Here is a 15,351-nt window from a genome sequence, read left to right as displayed (position 1 = left end):
TGTCGCGTTCAGCGCAGGACCAGCGGCGGCGACAGCCTTTCCTGTACCGCCGCGGGATGCGCGGCGACCGCCTCCACCTCGGCCAGCACGCCGTAGTGCAGCGCCGGCACCGGCACCACCGCGCGCGCCGGCCGCGCGTCGCCCAGCACCTCGCGGTAGACCGCGTCGAAGGCCGGCCAATGTTCGACGCCGGCCAGGTAGACGGTGACCTTGAGCACGTCCTTCCATCCGCACCCCGCCGCGGCCAGCGCGGCCTCGGCATTGCGCAGCGCCAGCGCGGCCTGTTCCGCCAGCGGCAGATCGGCGCGCGGCTCGCCCTGCGCGTTCAGCGGCAGTTGGCCCGACACGAAGACGAGGCCCAGGCCCGTGGCGACGTGCGAGTAGTGGCCGCGTGGCGTCGCCAGTGCCGGAACGTCGGGATAGGCGACTCCTTGGGCGGCCATCCGCGCGGTGTTCGGCGTCGCGCTCGGGGTCGCATTCGGAGTCGCGCTCGGAGTCGCGCTGGGAGCCGCACGCCGGGTCGCGTCCGGGGTAGCGCTCGGCGTACCGCTCGGCTTCCCGTTCGGATTCGTGCCCGCCATCGCGCTCACCATCCGCCCAAGCGCGGCCAATGCGCCTCGATATCGGCGCTGCCGGCCACCACCGTGTAGGCGCCGTGCTGCGCCGCCGTTGCGCAGGCGTGGTTCGGCAGGATGCGCAGCAGCGTGCCGACCGGCAGCATCGGCGTCGCAGCCGCATCGGTGCGATGGCTGACGATGCCGTGCTCCTGATTCGCGTCTACCATCACGAGATCGGCCAGCGGCCGGCCGTCGAGATCGCAGACCAGGCCGTAGCCCTGATCGACCGGCTGCTTCGCGGTTCCGCGATCGCGCGACATCGCCATCCACCCCGCATCGGTGATCAGCCAGCCCTTCTCGCGCTGATGGCCGATGACCGTGCACAGCACCGACAGCGCGATGTCCGAAGTCTCGCAGACGCCGATGCCGTTCATCACCAGATCGAAGAACACGAACACCCCGGCCCGCACTTCGGTCACGCCATCGAGCGAACGCGCGAAGTGGGCGGTCGGCGTGCTGCCCACGCTGACCACCGGCGCCGCATATCCGGCCGCGCGCAGGCGCTGCGCGGCGCGGACGGCGCCGGCGCGCTCCTGTTCGGCCAGCGCCTCGATCGCCGCGGCCGAGCGGCAGTTGTACGAATCGCCCGCATGCGTCAGCACGCCGGCGAGCCAGGCGCCCTGCCCTTCCTTCCCGTCCAGCGCCGCGCCGATCGCCAGCAGCAGCGGGTCCTCCGGCTTGACGCCGGAGCGGTGGCCATCGGTATCGATCTCGATCAGCACCGGCACGCTCAGCGCGCGCTCGCGGCAGTAGGCTGCGACCGCGGCGGCCGCCTCGAAGTTGTCGAGCAGCAGCGTCATCCGCGCCCCGCGCCGCACCAGGTCTTCGACATGCGGCAGCTTCGACGGCACGATGCCGACGGCATAGAGGATGTCGGTCCAGCCGTGTTCGAGGAAACAGCCGGCCTCCTTCAGCGTCGACACGGTGATCGGCGTGCCCGGCGCGCCGATGCGCGCGGTGACATCGGCCGACTTGTTGGTCTTCACGTGCGGACGCAGCGCGACGCCAAAGGGCGCGAGCCGATCGCGCAACCGCGCGATATTGCGCTCCATCTTCGTGCGGTCGAGCACCAGCACCGGCGTTTCCAGTTCATGCAGTGTCATGGGGTTCCTTGCTTGCCTTGTTGGCATCACGCGATCGGCATTCATCGCTCAATCGAGCTGCACCTTGTTGGCTTCGAGAATCGGCCTGAGCCGCGTGGTCTCGCTGTCGACCAGCCGCGCCAGGTTGGCCGGCGTGTTGTCGGCGCGAGCGGGGAATTCGACGCCGACCTCGCGCATCTGCCGGATCAGCGCCGGGTCGGCCAGCGCGTCGTTGATCGCCTGGTTCAGCCTCGCCACCACGGCGGGCGGCGTGCCCTTCGGCGCAAACAGGGCGTTCCACGAGCGGAAGTCGATGCGCGTCCTGCCGCTGGCCTGCGCGGGGGCGAGCTTCGGCAGCGCGGGCAAGGGCTCGCGCGTCAGCACCGCCACGGCGCGCACGCGTCCCCCCGGCCACCTGCGCCAGCGACGTCGTGGTCTGGTCGCAGGTGAAGTCCGTCTCGCCGCCCATCAGCCCCGCCATCGCCGGCGCCACGCCCTTGTACGGCACGTGCATGACCTCGGCCTTCAGGTCGCCCAGCAGCATCAGGCAGGCCAGATGCGCGATCGACCCCACGCCCGCGCTGCCGTACGACATCGTGGCGTGGTGCGTACGCAGATGGTCGGCGAACTGGTTGAAGTCGTTGACCGGCAGGTCGCGCTTGACCAGCAGCAGCACCGGCGCGGAGCCGACCAGCGCCAGCGGCTCGAAGTCCTTGCGCGCGTCGTACAGCGGCTTGCGGTACAGGATCATGTTGGCCGCATGGGTGCCGATGGTGCCGAAGCCGATCGTGTAGCCGTCGGCCGGCGCGCGGGCGAGCTTCTGCATGCCGATCGACCCGCCGGCGCCGCCGACGTTCTCGACCACGATCGACGTGCCCAGCCGCGGCGCCATCTTCGCGGCGACCGCGCGCGCCAGCGCATCGCTGGGTCCGCCCGCGGGGGAACGGCATGATCAGCGTGATCGGCTTGCTCGGCCAGTTCGGCGTCTGCGCCGCGGCCGGCGCGGCGGCGGCGCCGAGCGCGCTCGCCAGCAGCGCGGCAACGATGGCGAACTTCATGGTGTCTCCTCCAGATTCGTCCAGATCGGCCGGGTCAGCCTTGCGCCGGCGCCTTGACGCTTGGCGCCGCGGCGAGGTCCAGCACCGGCAGGATGCTGGGCCCCTGCTGCAGCGGCGCCGGTGCGCCGTCCGGCAGCGCCAGTCCCACGCGGTTATGCCAGTAGGTGTCGAGCCCCACCGCCGAGGTGCCGAACAGATCGAAGCCCGAGCCCGCGACGAACAGCGTGTTGGCCGGCTCGGCACCGAGTTCCTGAAGCGCAAGCCGATACGGCCGCGCATCGGGCTTGTAGAAGCCGGCGCGTTCCGAGGTCACCACCACGTCCATCGGCACGTTCAGGCGTTCGGCCGCCAGCCGGCCCAGCCGCTCCGAGCAGTTGGTCACCACGCCGAGCCGGTGCGTCGCGCGCAGGTGCTCCAGCACGTGCGCGGCGCCGCTCCACAGCGACAGCTCGGTCCAGCGTTCGTCGAGCGCGTCGGCCATCGTTGCCGGCAGCCCGGTCTCGACCGCGGCCTCGCGCACCAGCGTCTCGTATGGACGATAGGCGCCGCAGGCATAGGTGCGCTTCAGATAGGCGGCGCGCCACGCGCGGCCCGGTGCTTCGCCACCCGCCACGCTGTTCCACAACGTCCAGGAATCGAGCAGCGCGGTCAGCAGGTCGAACAGCACGACGTCGTATTGGCGTGCGGGGTTGGGTTGGCGTGGTTGGCGTGATTCGCTTGTCATGGTGCGGCCCCGGTTGGAATCGATGCCACAGTGTAGGTTCGGTCCGCCGGCGGGTGGTTAATGGCATAGAATTTCTTAATTCACCTCCGGGTTAATAATGATGACGCTGAACATCGACGACCTGCGCTTCATCCTGGCGCTGGACCGGCTCGGCAGCCTCGCCGCGCTGGCGCGCGAGGAGAACGTGACGCCGCCGGCCGTGACCAAGCGGCTCAGCCAGCTCGAGGCGCGCCTGGGCATCCGGCTCGCGCTGCGCACCACGCGCCGGCTGCAGCTGACCCACGAGGGCCATCTGCTGGCCCAGCACGCGACCGGCGTGCTCGAGCAGATGCAGGCCATCGAGGAAGCGCTGCGGCAGCGCAGCCAGGCGGTGGCCGGCAAGCTGAAGGTGCATGGGCCGTTCGGCTTCGGGCGCCGCTACCTCGGGCCGCTGCTGGCGCAGTTCCAGACCACGCATCCCAATCTCGAGGTGCAGCTGTACCTGTCGGACAACCTGATGCTGCCGCGCCAGCCGGTGCATGGGCGCGATGCCTTCGACGTGCTGGTCAGCATCGGCGCGATACCGGATTCGCGCTGGGTCGCGCACCGCATCGCACCGAACCGCCGCGTGCTGTGCGCCGCGCCGGAGTACCTCGCCAAGGCGCCGCCGCTGCTGCGTCCCGCCGATCTGACGCGGCACGCCTGCCTGGTGCTCAGGGAGAACGACGAGGACGTGACGCTATGGCGCTTCGCCGGGCGGGACGGCGGCAAAGGCGGCGGCAAGGACGGCGGCAAGGACGAGCGCAAGGGCGCCGGCAAGAGCGCCGGCGGCACCGATGCACGCGAACACACCGTGCGGGTGCGTCCGATCATGGAGAGCAACGACGGGGACGTCGTCCATCAATGGTGCCTGGCCGGCAAGGGCATCATGGCGCGGTCGGAGTGGGATGTGGCCGACAGCCTCGCCTCGGGGCGGCTGGTCGCGCTGCTGCCCGGCTACCGGCTGCCGGACGCCGACGTGATGGCGCTGGTGCCGCAATCGCGGGTGGCGTCGACGCGCACGCGGCTGTTCGTCGAGATGTTGCGCAAGGCGCTGGGGCCGCGGCCGCCATGGCGCAGCGAGCGGCGCGGCTGAACCACCGCGGCGCCCGCCGTTCCCACAAGGCGTGTATCGCTGCTCCATCGCCGGGCAGTCGCTGCTCGGTCGCCGCTTGGTCGCCGCTCTGTAGCCGCTCAGTAGCCGCTCAGTCGCCGCTCAGTCGCCGCTCAGTCGCCGCTCTGGTGCGCGACCAGATGCAGCCGCATCACGCCGCCTTCGAAGTATTGCCCGTCGAACTGGCGCAACAGGCCCAGCGCCGCCACAAGGTCCATGTCGAAGTCCACCCATGCCCAGGGCTGCTCCGGGTCGCCGTCGCGCATGATTTCCACCGAGCGCACGGGCGCATAGGGTGCGAACTTCTCGCGCAAACGCTGTTCGGTGATCTCGCGGCGCAGGCCGCGAATCAGCACCTGCATGTCGGTCTCCTGGGGGCATGGCGCGGCGGTCCGCATGCCGCCGAGGCGGGGCACGATATTTGCCGGGCCACGAGACCACTATAGATGTTCGCGGCCGTTCCGGCTGGCAACGCCGGCGATCGCCGCCCGCCATCGCGCATCGCCCTTGATCTGGCGCAAGAACCGTAGCCGCTGCGCTCGACAACCTCGACGAGCGGGGCCGATAATCGACGCACTTCGTGCCGGCGGCCCTGCACGGCCGCTGCCGTCATCCAAGGAAACGGCAATGACTGATCTGCGCAGCAACGCGTCGTCCCCGCCTTCCACGCCGGGCGCACCGGCCGCTCCGGCCGGCGCCGCCAGTCCCGCAACAGCCAGCAGGCGCCCGCCCTGGGGCCTGTTCGTGGCGGTGCTGGTGCTGATCGGCGTGCTGTCGCTGCCGACCCCGGCCGATCTGCCGCTCGCCGGGCACCGGATGCTCGCCATCCTTGCATTCGCGGTAGTCGTCTGGATCAGCGAGGCGGTGTCGTACGAAACCAGCGCGATCATGATCACCTCGCTGATGGCCGCGCTGATCGGCTTCGCGCCCACGGTCGAGGACGCCGGCACGCTGTATGGCACCTCGCGCGCGCTCGGCATGTCGCTGGCGGGCTTCGCCAATACCGCGCTGGCCCTGGTGGCCGCGGCGCTGTTCATCTCCGCGGCGATGACGGTCACCGGACTGGACCGCCGCATCGCCCTGGTCACGCTGTCCGCGATCGGCACCAGCACGCGCCGCATCCTGATCGGCACCATCGCGGTCACCATCGCGCTGTCGCTGGTGGTGCCGAGCGCGACCGCGCGCAGCGCCTGCGTGGTGCCGATCATGATGGGGATCATTGCGGCCTTCGGCGTCGACAAACGTTCCAATATCGCGGCCGGCATCATGATCACGGTGGCACAGGCCACCAGCATCTGGAACGTCGGCATCCAGACCGCCGCCGCACAGAACCTGCTGGCGGTGGGCTTCATGGACAAGCTGCTGGGCGAGCGCGTGACGTGGCTGCAATGGCTGATCGCCGGCGCGCCGTGGGCGCTGATCATGTCGGTGGTGCTGTATCTGCTGGTGCGCCGGCTGCTGCCGCCCGAGACCGAGGCGATTCCCGGCGGCAAGCAGGCCGTGCAGCGCGAACTGTCGGCGCTGGGGCCGATGAGCGGCCCGCAGAAGCGGCTCGCCGCGGTGTCGATCGGCCTGCTGCTGGCGTGGGCCACCGAGGGCAAGCTGCACGGCTTCGATACCGCCACCGTGACTTTCGTCGGCCTCGTGATCCTGATGCTGCCGCGCGTCGGCGTGATGGACTGGAAGACCATGCAGCAACGCACGCCCTGGGGCACGCTGATCGTCTTCGGCGTCGGCATCAGCCTCGGCACCGCGCTGCTGACCACGCAGGCCGGCCAATGGCTCGGCAAGTTCGTGGTGGCGAATTCGGGCCTGGCGACACAAGGCCCGATCGCCGTGTTCGCCATCCTCGCCGCCTTCCTGATCGTGATCCACCTGGGCTTTGCCAGCGCCACGGCGCTGACGGCCGCGATGCTGCCGATCCTGATCTCGGTGCTGCAGACGCTGCCGGGCGATATCGACAAGGTCGGCATCACGATGCTGCTGGGCTTCACCATGAGCTTCGGTTTCATCCTGCCGATCAACGCGCCGCAGAACATGGTGTGCCTGGGCACCGATACCTTCAACGGTCGCCAGTTTGCGCGCATCGGCATTCCCGTCACGCTGGCGGGCTACGCGATGATGCTGCTGTTCGCCGCGACGTATTGGCGCTGGCTTGGCTGGATCTAGAGCCGCCCCGCCAGGGCCGGAGGTCCGGCACTCCTGCGATCTCAAGATCGCAACGTCGCAACGTCGCGACACAAGACAACGCAAGGCAACACAAGGAGTCGAGATGAAGATCACCCTGCAGGATGCCCATCGCCTCGCCCGGCAGATCCTGGTGGCGCTCGGCGTGCCGGACGATATCGCCGACGACGTGGCCGAACACCTGGTCGAGTCCGACCGCTGCGGCTATGTCAGCCACGGCCTGTCGATGCTGCCACAGTATCGCGCCTCGGTGGAGGCCGGCAGCGTCAATCCCGAAGGCCGCGCCAGCTGCGCGATGGACCGCGGCACGCTGATGGTGTTCGACGGCAACAGCGGCTTCGGCCAGCACGTCGGCAAGCGCGTGATGCAGGCCGCCATCGAGCGTACGCGCGAGCACGGCCATTGCATCTTCACGCTGCGCCGCTCGCACCATCTCGGCCGCATGGGGTACTACGGCGAGATGGCGGCGCAGGCTCGCATGGTGCTGCTCAGCTTCACCAACGTCATCAACCGGCCGCCCGCGGTGGCGCCCTATGGCGGCAGGGTCGCGCGGCTGACCACCAATCCGCTGTGTTTCGCCGGGCCGATGCCGAATGGCCGCCCGCCGCTGGTGATGGACATCGCCACCAGTGCGATCGCCATCAACAAGGCGCGCGTGCTGGCGGAGAAAGGGGAATCCGCGCCGGAGCGCAGCGTCATCGACGCGAAGGGCGAGCCCACCACCGACGCCGGCGCCATCTTCGCCGATCCGCCCGGAGCCCTGCTGCCGTTCGGCGGCCACAAGGGCTATGCGCTCGGCGTGGTCGCCGAACTGCTGGCCGGCGTGCTGTCCGGCGGCGGCACCATTCAGCCCGACAATCCGCGCGGCGGCGTGGCAACCAACAACATGTTCGCGGTGCTGCTCGATCCGCAGCTGGACCTGGGGCTGCAGTGGCAGAGCGCGGAGGTCGAATCGTTCGTTCGCTACCTGCAGGAGACGCCGCCCGCGCCGGGATTCGATCGCGTGCAGTATCCCGGCGAGTACGAGGCCGAGCATCGCGCCCGCACCGGCGACACGCTCGACGTCGCTCCCCCGATCTGGCGCCATCTCGCCGCGCTGGCCGGCGATCTGGGCGTGGCGCTGCCGGGCGAGTGAAGCCCGCCACGCGGCAGGCTTCCCTCGTGTACCGGATCAGATCACGCCATCGCCCTTCAGCGCGGCAATCTCGTCGGCGGCAAAGCCCCAGTCGCGCAGCACGGCCTCGGTGTCGGCACCGGGCGGCGAGGCGGGCGCCGGTTTGTCCGGCGCCGTGCGCGAGAAGCGCGGCGCCGGCGCGGGATGGGTCACGCCGGCGACGTCGATGAAGGTCTCGCGCGAGCGGTTGTGCGCGTGCGCGGGCGCCTCGTCCCAGTCCAGCACCGGCGCGAAGCAGGCATCGCTGCCTTCCATCAGCGCGCACCACTGGTCGCGCGTGCGCGTGCGGAACACCTCGGCCAGCCGGTGCTTCAGTTGCGGCCAGCCGCGCCGGTCGCCCTGCGTGGCAAAGGCGGGATCCTCGATGCCGCACAGCTCGATCAGCTTGCGATAGAACTGCGGCTCGAGCGCGCCGATCGCCACGTACTTGCCGTCGGCGCAGGCATAGGTGCCGTAGTACGGCGCGCCGCCGTCGAGCAGGTTTTCGCCGCGCCGGTTGCTCCAGCGGCCGGCCGCCTTGAAGCCGTACATCATGGCCGACAGCAACGCGGCGCCGTCGGTCATCGCGGCATCGACCACCTGCCCCTTGCCGCTGCGCTGGCTCTCCAGCACCGCACAGACCACGCCGAAGGCCAGCATCATCGCGCCGCCGCCGAAGTCGCCGATGTAGTTCAGCGGCACGACCGGCGGTTCGTCCGGCAGGCCGATCGCATGCAGCGCGCCGGTGATCGCGATGTAATTGATATCGTGGCCAGCCGCCTGCGCCAGCGGCCCGTGCTGGCCCCAGCCGGTCATGCGGCCATAGACGAGGCGCGCATTGCGCGCCAGGCAGACGTCCGGTCCCAGGCCCAGCCGCTCCATCACGCCGGGCCGGAAGCCCTCGATCAGCACGTCGGCCTGTTCGATCAGGCGCAGCACCGTCTGCGCCGCGGCCGGCTGCTTCAGGTCGATCGCCAGCGAACGCCTCCCGCGCGCGGTCACGTCGAAGCGGACGTCCTCGGGCAACACCCCGGCGCCGCGATTGGGCCGGTCGATGCGAATCACCTCGGCGCCCATATCGGCCAGCATCATCGCGCAGAACGGCCCCGGCCCGAGGCCGACCATCTCCACCACCTTCAGTCCATGCAGCGGACCCGCCATGCCTGTCTCCCGTTGTCGTGGTATCGTCGGACGCCAACTTACCATGCAATGCCGGGCGCCGCGAACGCGCGCCCCGAGCGCCCCGGGCGCCGATGGGATCGCCGGCCCCGCGCCAGCCACGCACGAGAGGAGACCATGAACGTCAGCGAAGCCATTGCCACGCGCCGCTCGATCCGCGGCTTTCTCGACAAGCCCGTGCCGCCGCAGCTGATCCGCGAGATCGTCGAGAAGGCCGCGCGCGCCCCGTCCGGTGGCAATCTGCAACCCTGGCATATCCAGGTGGTCGGGGGCGCGCCGCTGGACGAGCTCAAGGCCATCATGCGGCAGCGCGTGGTGGACGAACCGAAGGGCGAGCCCGCCGAATACCACATCTATCCGCCCGAGCTGGTATCGCCCTATCGCGAGCGCCGCTTCCAGGTCGGCGAGGACCTGTACGGCCATCTCGGCATCCCGCGCGAGGACAAGGCCGCGCGGCGCCAGCAGTTCGCCCGCAACTTCCAGTTCTTCGGCGCGCCGCTGGCGCTGTTCTGCACGGTGGACCGCCGCATGGGCCCGCCGCAATGGTCGGACCTGGGCATGTATCTGCAGAACGTGATGCTGCTGCTGCGCGAGGCGGGCCTGGACAGCTGCCCGCAGGAATGCTGGGCGATGTATCCGGAAACGATGCGCCGCTTCCTCGGCACGCCGCCCGAGCGGATGCTGTTTACCGGCATGGCGATCGGCTACGCCGATCCGGACGCCCCGGCGAATCGCCTGCATGCGCAGCGCGCGCCGGTGGAGGAGTTTGCCGAGTTCATCGGCGTCTGAGCGCCGGCACGCCGGCTAGTTTCCGGTGAAGCGGGCGGGCCGGCGCTCGATGAAATGCGCGACGCCCTCCTTGAAGTCCTCGCTCTGGATGCTGGCATACATGGCCTCGTTGGCGACCCGCGTCGCCTCGGCCAGATCCTGGAAGGGCACGGCCCACAGCTGCTGCTTGATCACGCCGATCGAGCGAGGCGATACGTTGCGCGCCAGGTCGTCGGCATACGCCAGCGTCTCGGGCAGCAGGCTCTCGGGGTCGTAGAGCCGGTCGACCAGTCCGATCCGCAGCGCTTCGGCCGCCAGCACCTTGCGCGCGGAGTACAGCAGGTCGGCGGCGTGACCGGGCCCGACCACGCGCGGCAGCATCCACGCAATGCCATGCTCGGCGATCAGGCCGCGCCGCGCGAAGGCGGTGCTGAAGCTGGCCTGCTCGCTGGCAAAGCGCATATCGCTGTACAGCGCGAACACCAGCCCGAGCCCGGCAGCGGGACCGTTGATCGCCGCGATGATCGGCTTGCGCATCGCCGGGAAATAGCCGTAGCGCGTCTGATAGTCGGCGCGGCGGTTCATGTCGAACGGCCGCATCCATTGCGCTGCGCGGATGTCGCCCGGCGGCAGCACCTCCAGCTCCTCGATGTCCATGCCGGCACAGAAGCCGCGGCCCGCCCCGGTCAGCACCACGACCCGCACGGTGTCGTCGCGGTCCAGGTCTTCGATGGCCTGGCGCAGCTCGGCCTCCATCACCCTGGTCAGCGCGTTGAGGCGCTCGGGCCGGTTCAGCGTCAGCACGGCGACATGTTCGCCCTCGCCGGCGCGCGTCAATTCGATTTGTGTTGCCATGATGTCCTTGTCCTTCGCTGCAATCTCGCGGCGATCCCGCTGCAAGCCCACTTCAGATTCACTGCGATCCCGCTTCGAGTTCACTGCAACTGGATGGCCTTGGGTTCCAGGAATTCCTCGAGCCCGAAGCGGCCGCCTTCGCGCCCCACACCCGACAGGCCGAAGCCGCCAAAGGGCGCCAGCGGATTGAAGCGTGCGCCATTGACGTCGACCTGGCCGGCGCGCAATTGCCGCGCGACCGCCTCGCCCTGCGCGTCGCTTGCCGCCCACACCGTTGCCGCCAGTCCGTAAGCCGTGCCATTGGCCAGTGCCACGGCATCCGACGGGCCGTCGTGGCACAGCACCGCCAGCACCGGCCCGAAGACTTCTTCATTGGCCAGCCGGCTGTCGCGCGGAACCTGGCCGAACACGGTCGGCGCGACGAAATACCCGCGCGGCGGTACCGGCGCAGCGCTGCCGCCCGCGATCCGGTCGAAGCCGGCCTGCTCCGCTTCGGTAACGAAGGCCCGCACCCGCTCGCGTTGCGCGCCCGACAGCAGCGGCCCGATGCGGGTTTCGGCGTGTTCCGGGTCGCCCAGCGTCATGCCTGCGACCTGCCGGGCCAGCAGGTCGCGACACGCCACATAGTCCTTGCGCGGCACGATCAGGCGCGTGGTGGCGCTGCAGGTCTGCCCCGCGTTGAGCATGCAGGAGGCCAGCGTTGCCTTGACCGCGCGCGCGAGGTCGGCGCCGGGCAGCACCACCGCGGCCGACTTGCCGCCGAGCTCCATCGCCAGCCGCTTCATGTCGGCTGCGGCGATCGCTGCGATGCGGCGGCCCACCGCGGTGGAACCGGTAAAGGACACCATATCGACGTTGGCGTCCGCCACCAGCGCCTGCCCAGCGGACGCGCCGCCCAGCACGACATTGACGACGCCCGGGGGCAGCCCGGCCCGCTCGATCGCGTCGATCAGCCGGACGGTGGTAGCCGGCGCGAGCTCCGACGGCTTGAGCACCACCGTGCAGCCGGCCAGCAGGGCTGGCGCCAGCTTGGCGGTGATCTGGTGCAGCGGATAGTTCCACGGCGTGATCGCCGCGACCACGCCGACCGGGTCCAGCACGATGCGCGAATGGTCGATCGCATGCTCGAAGGCAAAACTGTCGGCCAGCGCCGCGGTCGCACGCCAGGCCGCGACCGGCGCGTCGAACTGAATCCGCTGAGACAGCTTCAGCGGCATGCCGACCTCCCTGGCGATCTCGCGCGCCAAATCGGCGCCATGCTGCTCCAGCGCATCCGCGATCGCGCGCAGATAGCCGGCACGTACCGTCGGCGCGAGGGCCCGCCACACTGGCAACGCACGCCGCGCCGCCTGCGTCGCGGCCGGTACGTCGGTGCTGTCGCCCAGCACGACGGTGGCAATCGGCGCCTCGGTGGCCGAGTCGTGCACGGTGACGCGCCCGGCCGGCGTGACGGGCACGCGTGTCCCATCGATATAGTGCTCGTCCAGCTGTCTCATGATGTCTCTCCGCCGTTGTCGGCCTTGCCGCCATCGCGCTTGCGCAGGAAGGCGGCCATCACGCGCTGTGGCTCGCCATCGGCATAGCATTCGAGCTGGGCGCGGATGCCGGCCACACAGGCGTCGTCGAATCCCGGCTGCGACATCGCGCGCAGCCGCTGCTTGGACAGCCGCATCGCGGTCGGCGGCAGCGCCGCAAGCTGCCTGGCCCGCTCCATCGCTCGCGCCATCAGCCCCTCGTCGTCTTGCAGCTCGGTGACCAGGCCGATCTCGAACGCGCGCTGGCCGCTGATCAGCTCGCCCGACAGCGACAGCTGCGCGTTGTGGGTATGGCCCACATGCAGCGTCATCAGATACGAGCCCACGATGCTCGCCAGGCCGGCCTTGACCTCCGGCTGGCCCCAGCGGCTTTGCGGCGTCGCGATGCGCCAGTCGGCGCACAACGCCAGCTGGAATCCCGCGCCCGCGGCCACGCCCTGTACCGCGGCCACGCACGGCTTGTCGAGGTCGCGCACCGCCTGGTACATCGCGCGCTGGCGCTCCAGCCATGGCACGAGTTGCTGCCATTGCACGGCGGCCGCCTCGTCCAGATCCTGGCCGGCGCAGAACGCGCGCGCGCCGGCGCCGGTCAGCACCACGGCGCGCACCGCCGGATCGCGATTGCATTGGGCGAGCGTGTCGATCAACTGCGTTCGCAGCGCGCCGTCGACGGCATTCATCCGATGCGGACGGTTCAGCGTCACCAGCGCCACGCCTTCCTCCATTGCCACGGTCACTTCCATCGTTGTCCTCCTGCGCGGCAGACCTTGCACGCCTGCCTCGCTTCCATGGGTCCTGTCATTGCCGCATTCATTGCCGCATTCATCGCCGCATTCATCGCATCTCCACGACGGCGTCCACCGCAATCGCGCCCTGCCCCGCCGGCATCACCATCAGCGGATTGATGTCCACCGACCTCAACGTGCCGCGACAGGCCAGCGCAAACTCGCCCAGCGCCACTGCGGCGTCGGCCAGTGCGTCCAGGTCCAGGGGCGGCATATCGCGGTAACCGTCGAACAGCGGCGCCACGCGCAATCGCCGGCATGCCTCGCGCGCGGCCGCCCGATCGAACGGGGCCAGCAGCGTGACGATGTCCTGACGCAGTTCCAGCAGCGTGCCGCCGTCGCCGATCATCACCAGCGGGCCGAGTTGCGGGTCGACCGTCACGCCGAGCGCGAACTCGTGCATGCCCTTGACCATCGGCGCGACCAGCACGCGCGGCGCTTCCACGCCAAGTCCGGCCAGCTTGCCGAGGCACGCCGTCGCCGCGGCCCGTACCTGCGCCGCGCCCGCGAGCCGCAGATGCACCAGCCCGTGTTCGCTCTTGTGCGGCACGCTGGCGGCGCAGCCCTTGACCACCACGGGCGCGTCGCCGGCCGCCAGCGCGGCGGCGGCCTGTACCGCCTGCTCCGGCGTTTCGCACAGGCGCTGCGGGACCACCGGGACGCCGTACCGGCCCAGCAGCGACAGGCTGGCGTACTCGTCCAGCAGGCCGGTGCCGGTGCCGGCGTCGGACGTAGGCTGGGCCGCGTCGGCGCGAACATCGGCGCGAACATCGGCGCGACCATCGACGCGACCATCCGCGAGAGCACCGGCGCCAGCTTCGGCGCAATAACCGGCATCGGAATCGAAGCGCTCTCCGCGTGCCGCCGCCTCCATCAGCCGCTTGTGCATCGCGTACTGATGGAGCGCGGCGATGGCGTCCGCCTCGGTGACATACGTCGGCACGCCGCGCCGGTCGAACACGGCCCGCACGGTGTCCTGCGGGGCGCTGACCACCAGCGGCCTGGCATGCGCGTCGACAAAGCCGGCGGCATCGCGGGCCAGCGCCTCGACGTCGTAGCCGGGCCCCGCCACCGGAATGCCGATCATCACCATGTTGGCGCCGGGATCGCTGCCCAGCGCGCCGAGCGCGCGCGGAAACAGGTCGCCCTGCCCCAGCAAGGCGGCCGTCATGTCCAGCGGATTGGCGGCGGTGCCGAAGTCGGGCAGCACTTGCGCGAGCGCGTGCTGCGTCGCGGGCGCGAGATCCGTCAGCGGCAAGCCGGCCCGCTCGGCCAGGTCGGCGGCCATCACGCCCACGGCGCCGCTGTGGCTGATCACGACGGTGCGGCCCAGGCCGGGATCGTGCCCCTGCAGATACAACGGCGCGGCGCGCACGAAGGCCGCGATATCCGGAGCGCGCCAGATGCCGTGGCGCGCGAGGAACGCATCGATCGCGGCATCGTTGCCGACCATCGCGCCGGTATGCGAGGCGGCCGCGGCCGCGCCGCGCTTGCTGCCGCCGCTCTTGAGCACGACGACCGCGGCGCCGCGGCGGCGCGCGATCGCCGCCGCCGCGGCAAGCCGGGCGGGATCGGACAGCGATTCCAGATAGATCAGAACCAGCCTCACCGCCTCGTCGGCGGCCACCGCCTCGGCCATCGCGCAGGCATCGAGGTCGGCATCGTTGCCGGTGGCGACCAGGTAGCGCACGCCGAGGCCCGCCTGCCGCAGCAAGGCATACGGCATCACGCTCGCGGCACCGCTCTGGCTGACGATCGCGATCGGCCCGTCAGCGGGCGCCACCTCCATGAACATCGTGCTGAAGTTCAGCACCGCGCCGGTGGCGAAGTTGGCGGTGCCCTGCGCGTTCGGCCCGACGATGCGCATGCCGCCGGCATGGGCCGCGGCAACGAGCTCGTCCTGCCGCCGGCGCCCGGCGTCCCCGGTCTCCGCGAAGCCGGAGGCCATTACCACCGCGGCGCGCACGCCGGCGGTGGCGCACCGGCGCACCTGTTCGAGGGCCGCGTCGCCGGCGACGGCGATCACCGCGGCGTCGGGCACCGTGTCGAGCGCGTCCAGGCTCGGATAGGCGCGACGCCCCTGGATCTCGTCGCGGCCGGGGTTGATCGGATAGATGCGTCCGGCGAAGCCGTAGCGGTTCAAGTAATGGACGGGCCGTCCGCCGACCTTGTTGGGATTGTCCGAGGCGCCGATCACGGCGACGGAGCGCGGACGCAGCAGCGCGTCGATGGTGGAAGCATTCACGGCAGCAGAGTGGATTGGCATCGAGGGAAAT

Annotated in this window: 14 protein-coding genes; 4 read left to right on the top strand and 10 right to left on the bottom strand. The window is 70.4% G+C overall.

The window, feature by feature from the left end; all coding sequences use genetic code 11:
* Positions 1 to 8: 8 nt before the first annotated feature.
* The 4 genes from OJJOAM_RS21775 to OJJOAM_RS21760 all read right to left on the bottom strand — a co-directional run bounded on the left by OJJOAM_RS21775 (position 9) and on the right by OJJOAM_RS21760 (position 3,481).
* The gene (locus OJJOAM_RS21775) at positions 9 to 443 is read right to left on the bottom strand and encodes a RidA family protein (RefSeq protein WP_422649811.1); all 435 of its coding nucleotides are present in this window, start codon (positions 441 to 443) and stop codon (positions 9 to 11) included.
* A gap of 143 nt (positions 444 to 586) precedes the next feature.
* A complete protein-coding gene (locus OJJOAM_RS21770) occupies positions 587 to 1,720 on the bottom strand; it encodes an alanine racemase (protein ID WP_422649810.1) in 1,134 nt (377 codons plus the stop codon).
* On the bottom strand, positions 1,707 to 2,591 hold the full coding sequence (locus OJJOAM_RS21765) for a tripartite tricarboxylate transporter substrate-binding protein (RefSeq protein ID WP_422649809.1): 885 nt from the start codon (positions 2,589 to 2,591) through the stop codon (positions 1,707 to 1,709). Before OJJOAM_RS21765 ends, OJJOAM_RS21770 begins: the two co-directional genes overlap by 14 nt.
* A gap of 200 nt (positions 2,592 to 2,791) precedes the next feature.
* Positions 2,792 to 3,481, bottom strand: coding sequence for an HAD family hydrolase (locus OJJOAM_RS21760; protein WP_422649808.1), 690 nt, complete (start codon positions 3,479 to 3,481; stop codon positions 2,792 to 2,794).
* Between the two features lie 97 nt (positions 3,482 to 3,578).
* Here OJJOAM_RS21760 and OJJOAM_RS21755 point away from each other — a divergent pair, with 97 nt between their 5' ends.
* Positions 3,579 to 4,595: a LysR family transcriptional regulator gene (locus OJJOAM_RS21755; protein WP_422649807.1), complete on the top strand. Its 1,017-nt coding sequence runs from the start codon at positions 3,579 to 3,581 to the stop codon at positions 4,593 to 4,595.
* Between the two features lie 131 nt (positions 4,596 to 4,726).
* On the opposite strand, the gene OJJOAM_RS21750 is transcribed toward OJJOAM_RS21755, so the two are convergent.
* The gene (locus tag OJJOAM_RS21750) at positions 4,727 to 4,975 is read right to left on the bottom strand and encodes an RNA recognition motif domain-containing protein (RefSeq protein ID WP_265633797.1); all 249 of its coding nucleotides are present in this window, start codon (positions 4,973 to 4,975) and stop codon (positions 4,727 to 4,729) included.
* Between the two features lie 265 nt (positions 4,976 to 5,240).
* Between OJJOAM_RS21750 and OJJOAM_RS21745 the strand changes: the two genes are divergently transcribed.
* Together OJJOAM_RS21745 and OJJOAM_RS21740 are read left to right on the top strand one after the other, a co-directional pair.
* Positions 5,241 to 6,782: a DASS family sodium-coupled anion symporter gene (locus tag OJJOAM_RS21745; RefSeq protein WP_422649806.1), complete on the top strand. Its 1,542-nt coding sequence runs from the start codon at positions 5,241 to 5,243 to the stop codon at positions 6,780 to 6,782.
* A 103-nt stretch (positions 6,783 to 6,885) separates the two neighbouring features.
* Positions 6,886 to 7,935 carry an Ldh family oxidoreductase gene (locus OJJOAM_RS21740; protein WP_422649805.1) on the top strand — a complete coding sequence of 350 codons (1,050 nt, stop codon included), beginning with the start codon at positions 6,886 to 6,888 and terminating at the stop codon, positions 7,933 to 7,935.
* 36 nt (positions 7,936 to 7,971) lie between these two features.
* Here OJJOAM_RS21740 and OJJOAM_RS21735 read toward each other — a convergent pair whose 3' ends face one another.
* The gene (locus OJJOAM_RS21735) at positions 7,972 to 9,114 is read right to left on the bottom strand and encodes a CaiB/BaiF CoA transferase family protein (protein ID WP_422649804.1); all 1,143 of its coding nucleotides are present in this window, start codon (positions 9,112 to 9,114) and stop codon (positions 7,972 to 7,974) included.
* Positions 9,115 to 9,249: 135 nt separating this feature from the next.
* On the opposite strand from OJJOAM_RS21735, the gene OJJOAM_RS21730 reads away from it, so the two are divergent.
* Entirely contained in the window at positions 9,250 to 9,921 is a 672-nt protein-coding gene (locus tag OJJOAM_RS21730; protein WP_422649803.1) for a nitroreductase, read from the top strand.
* Between the two features lie 15 nt (positions 9,922 to 9,936).
* Here OJJOAM_RS21730 and OJJOAM_RS21725 read toward each other — a convergent pair whose 3' ends face one another.
* The 4 genes from OJJOAM_RS21725 to OJJOAM_RS21710 form a co-directional block, all read right to left on the bottom strand.
* Positions 9,937 to 10,755 carry an enoyl-CoA hydratase gene (locus OJJOAM_RS21725; RefSeq protein WP_422649802.1) on the bottom strand — a complete coding sequence of 273 codons (819 nt, stop codon included), beginning with the start codon at positions 10,753 to 10,755 and terminating at the stop codon, positions 9,937 to 9,939.
* An 80-nt stretch (positions 10,756 to 10,835) separates the two neighbouring features.
* Positions 10,836 to 12,251 (bottom strand): aldehyde dehydrogenase family protein, encoded by a 1,416-nt coding sequence (locus OJJOAM_RS21720; RefSeq protein ID WP_422649801.1) that lies wholly within the window; start codon positions 12,249 to 12,251, stop codon positions 10,836 to 10,838.
* Positions 12,248 to 13,033 (bottom strand): enoyl-CoA hydratase/isomerase family protein, encoded by a 786-nt coding sequence (locus OJJOAM_RS21715; protein ID WP_422649800.1) that lies wholly within the window; start codon positions 13,031 to 13,033, stop codon positions 12,248 to 12,250. The genes OJJOAM_RS21720 and OJJOAM_RS21715 overlap by 4 nt, the downstream gene beginning before the upstream one ends.
* A 91-nt stretch (positions 13,034 to 13,124) precedes the next feature.
* Positions 13,125 to 15,320: an acetate--CoA ligase family protein gene (locus tag OJJOAM_RS21710; RefSeq protein ID WP_422649799.1), complete on the bottom strand. Its 2,196-nt coding sequence runs from the start codon at positions 15,318 to 15,320 to the stop codon at positions 13,125 to 13,127.
* Between the last annotated feature and the right edge of the window lie 31 nt (positions 15,321 to 15,351).

It is taken from the genome of Cupriavidus sp. H18C1 (assembly GCF_049311595.1).
Taxonomy (GTDB): Bacteria; Pseudomonadota; Gammaproteobacteria; order Burkholderiales; family Burkholderiaceae; genus Cupriavidus; species Cupriavidus cauae.
Note: the sequence above shows the minus strand (reverse complement) of the source record. Positions and strands in the feature narration are given on the sequence as shown.

Bases quoted from the DNA above. Each gene is read 5' to 3' on its own strand.
- OJJOAM_RS21775 (WP_422649811.1), bottom strand. From the start codon at position 443: ATGGCCGCCCAAGGAGTCGCCTATCCCGACGTTCCGGCACTGGCGACG.
- OJJOAM_RS21770 (WP_422649810.1), bottom strand. From the start codon at position 1,720: ATGACACTGCATGAACTGGAAACGCCGGTGCTGGTGCTCGACCGCACG.
- OJJOAM_RS21765 (WP_422649809.1), bottom strand. From the start codon at position 2,591: ATGGCGCCGCGGCTGGGCACGTCGATCGTGGTCGAGAACGTCGGCGGC.
- OJJOAM_RS21760 (WP_422649808.1), bottom strand. From the start codon at position 3,481: ATGACAAGCGAATCACGCCAACCACGCCAACCCAACCCCGCACGCCAA.
- OJJOAM_RS21755 (WP_422649807.1), top strand. From the start codon at position 3,579: ATGATGACGCTGAACATCGACGACCTGCGCTTCATCCTGGCGCTGGAC.
- OJJOAM_RS21750 (WP_265633797.1), bottom strand. From the start codon at position 4,975: ATGCAGGTGCTGATTCGCGGCCTGCGCCGCGAGATCACCGAACAGCGT.
- OJJOAM_RS21745 (WP_422649806.1), top strand. From the start codon at position 5,241: ATGACTGATCTGCGCAGCAACGCGTCGTCCCCGCCTTCCACGCCGGGC.
- OJJOAM_RS21740 (WP_422649805.1), top strand. From the start codon at position 6,886: ATGAAGATCACCCTGCAGGATGCCCATCGCCTCGCCCGGCAGATCCTG.
- OJJOAM_RS21735 (WP_422649804.1), bottom strand. From the start codon at position 9,114: ATGGCGGGTCCGCTGCATGGACTGAAGGTGGTGGAGATGGTCGGCCTC.
- OJJOAM_RS21730 (WP_422649803.1), top strand. From the start codon at position 9,250: ATGAACGTCAGCGAAGCCATTGCCACGCGCCGCTCGATCCGCGGCTTT.
- OJJOAM_RS21725 (WP_422649802.1), bottom strand. From the start codon at position 10,755: ATGGCAACACAAATCGAATTGACGCGCGCCGGCGAGGGCGAACATGTC.
- OJJOAM_RS21720 (WP_422649801.1), bottom strand. From the start codon at position 12,251: ATGAGACAGCTGGACGAGCACTATATCGATGGGACACGCGTGCCCGTC.
- OJJOAM_RS21715 (WP_422649800.1), bottom strand. From the start codon at position 13,033: ATGGAAGTGACCGTGGCAATGGAGGAAGGCGTGGCGCTGGTGACGCTG.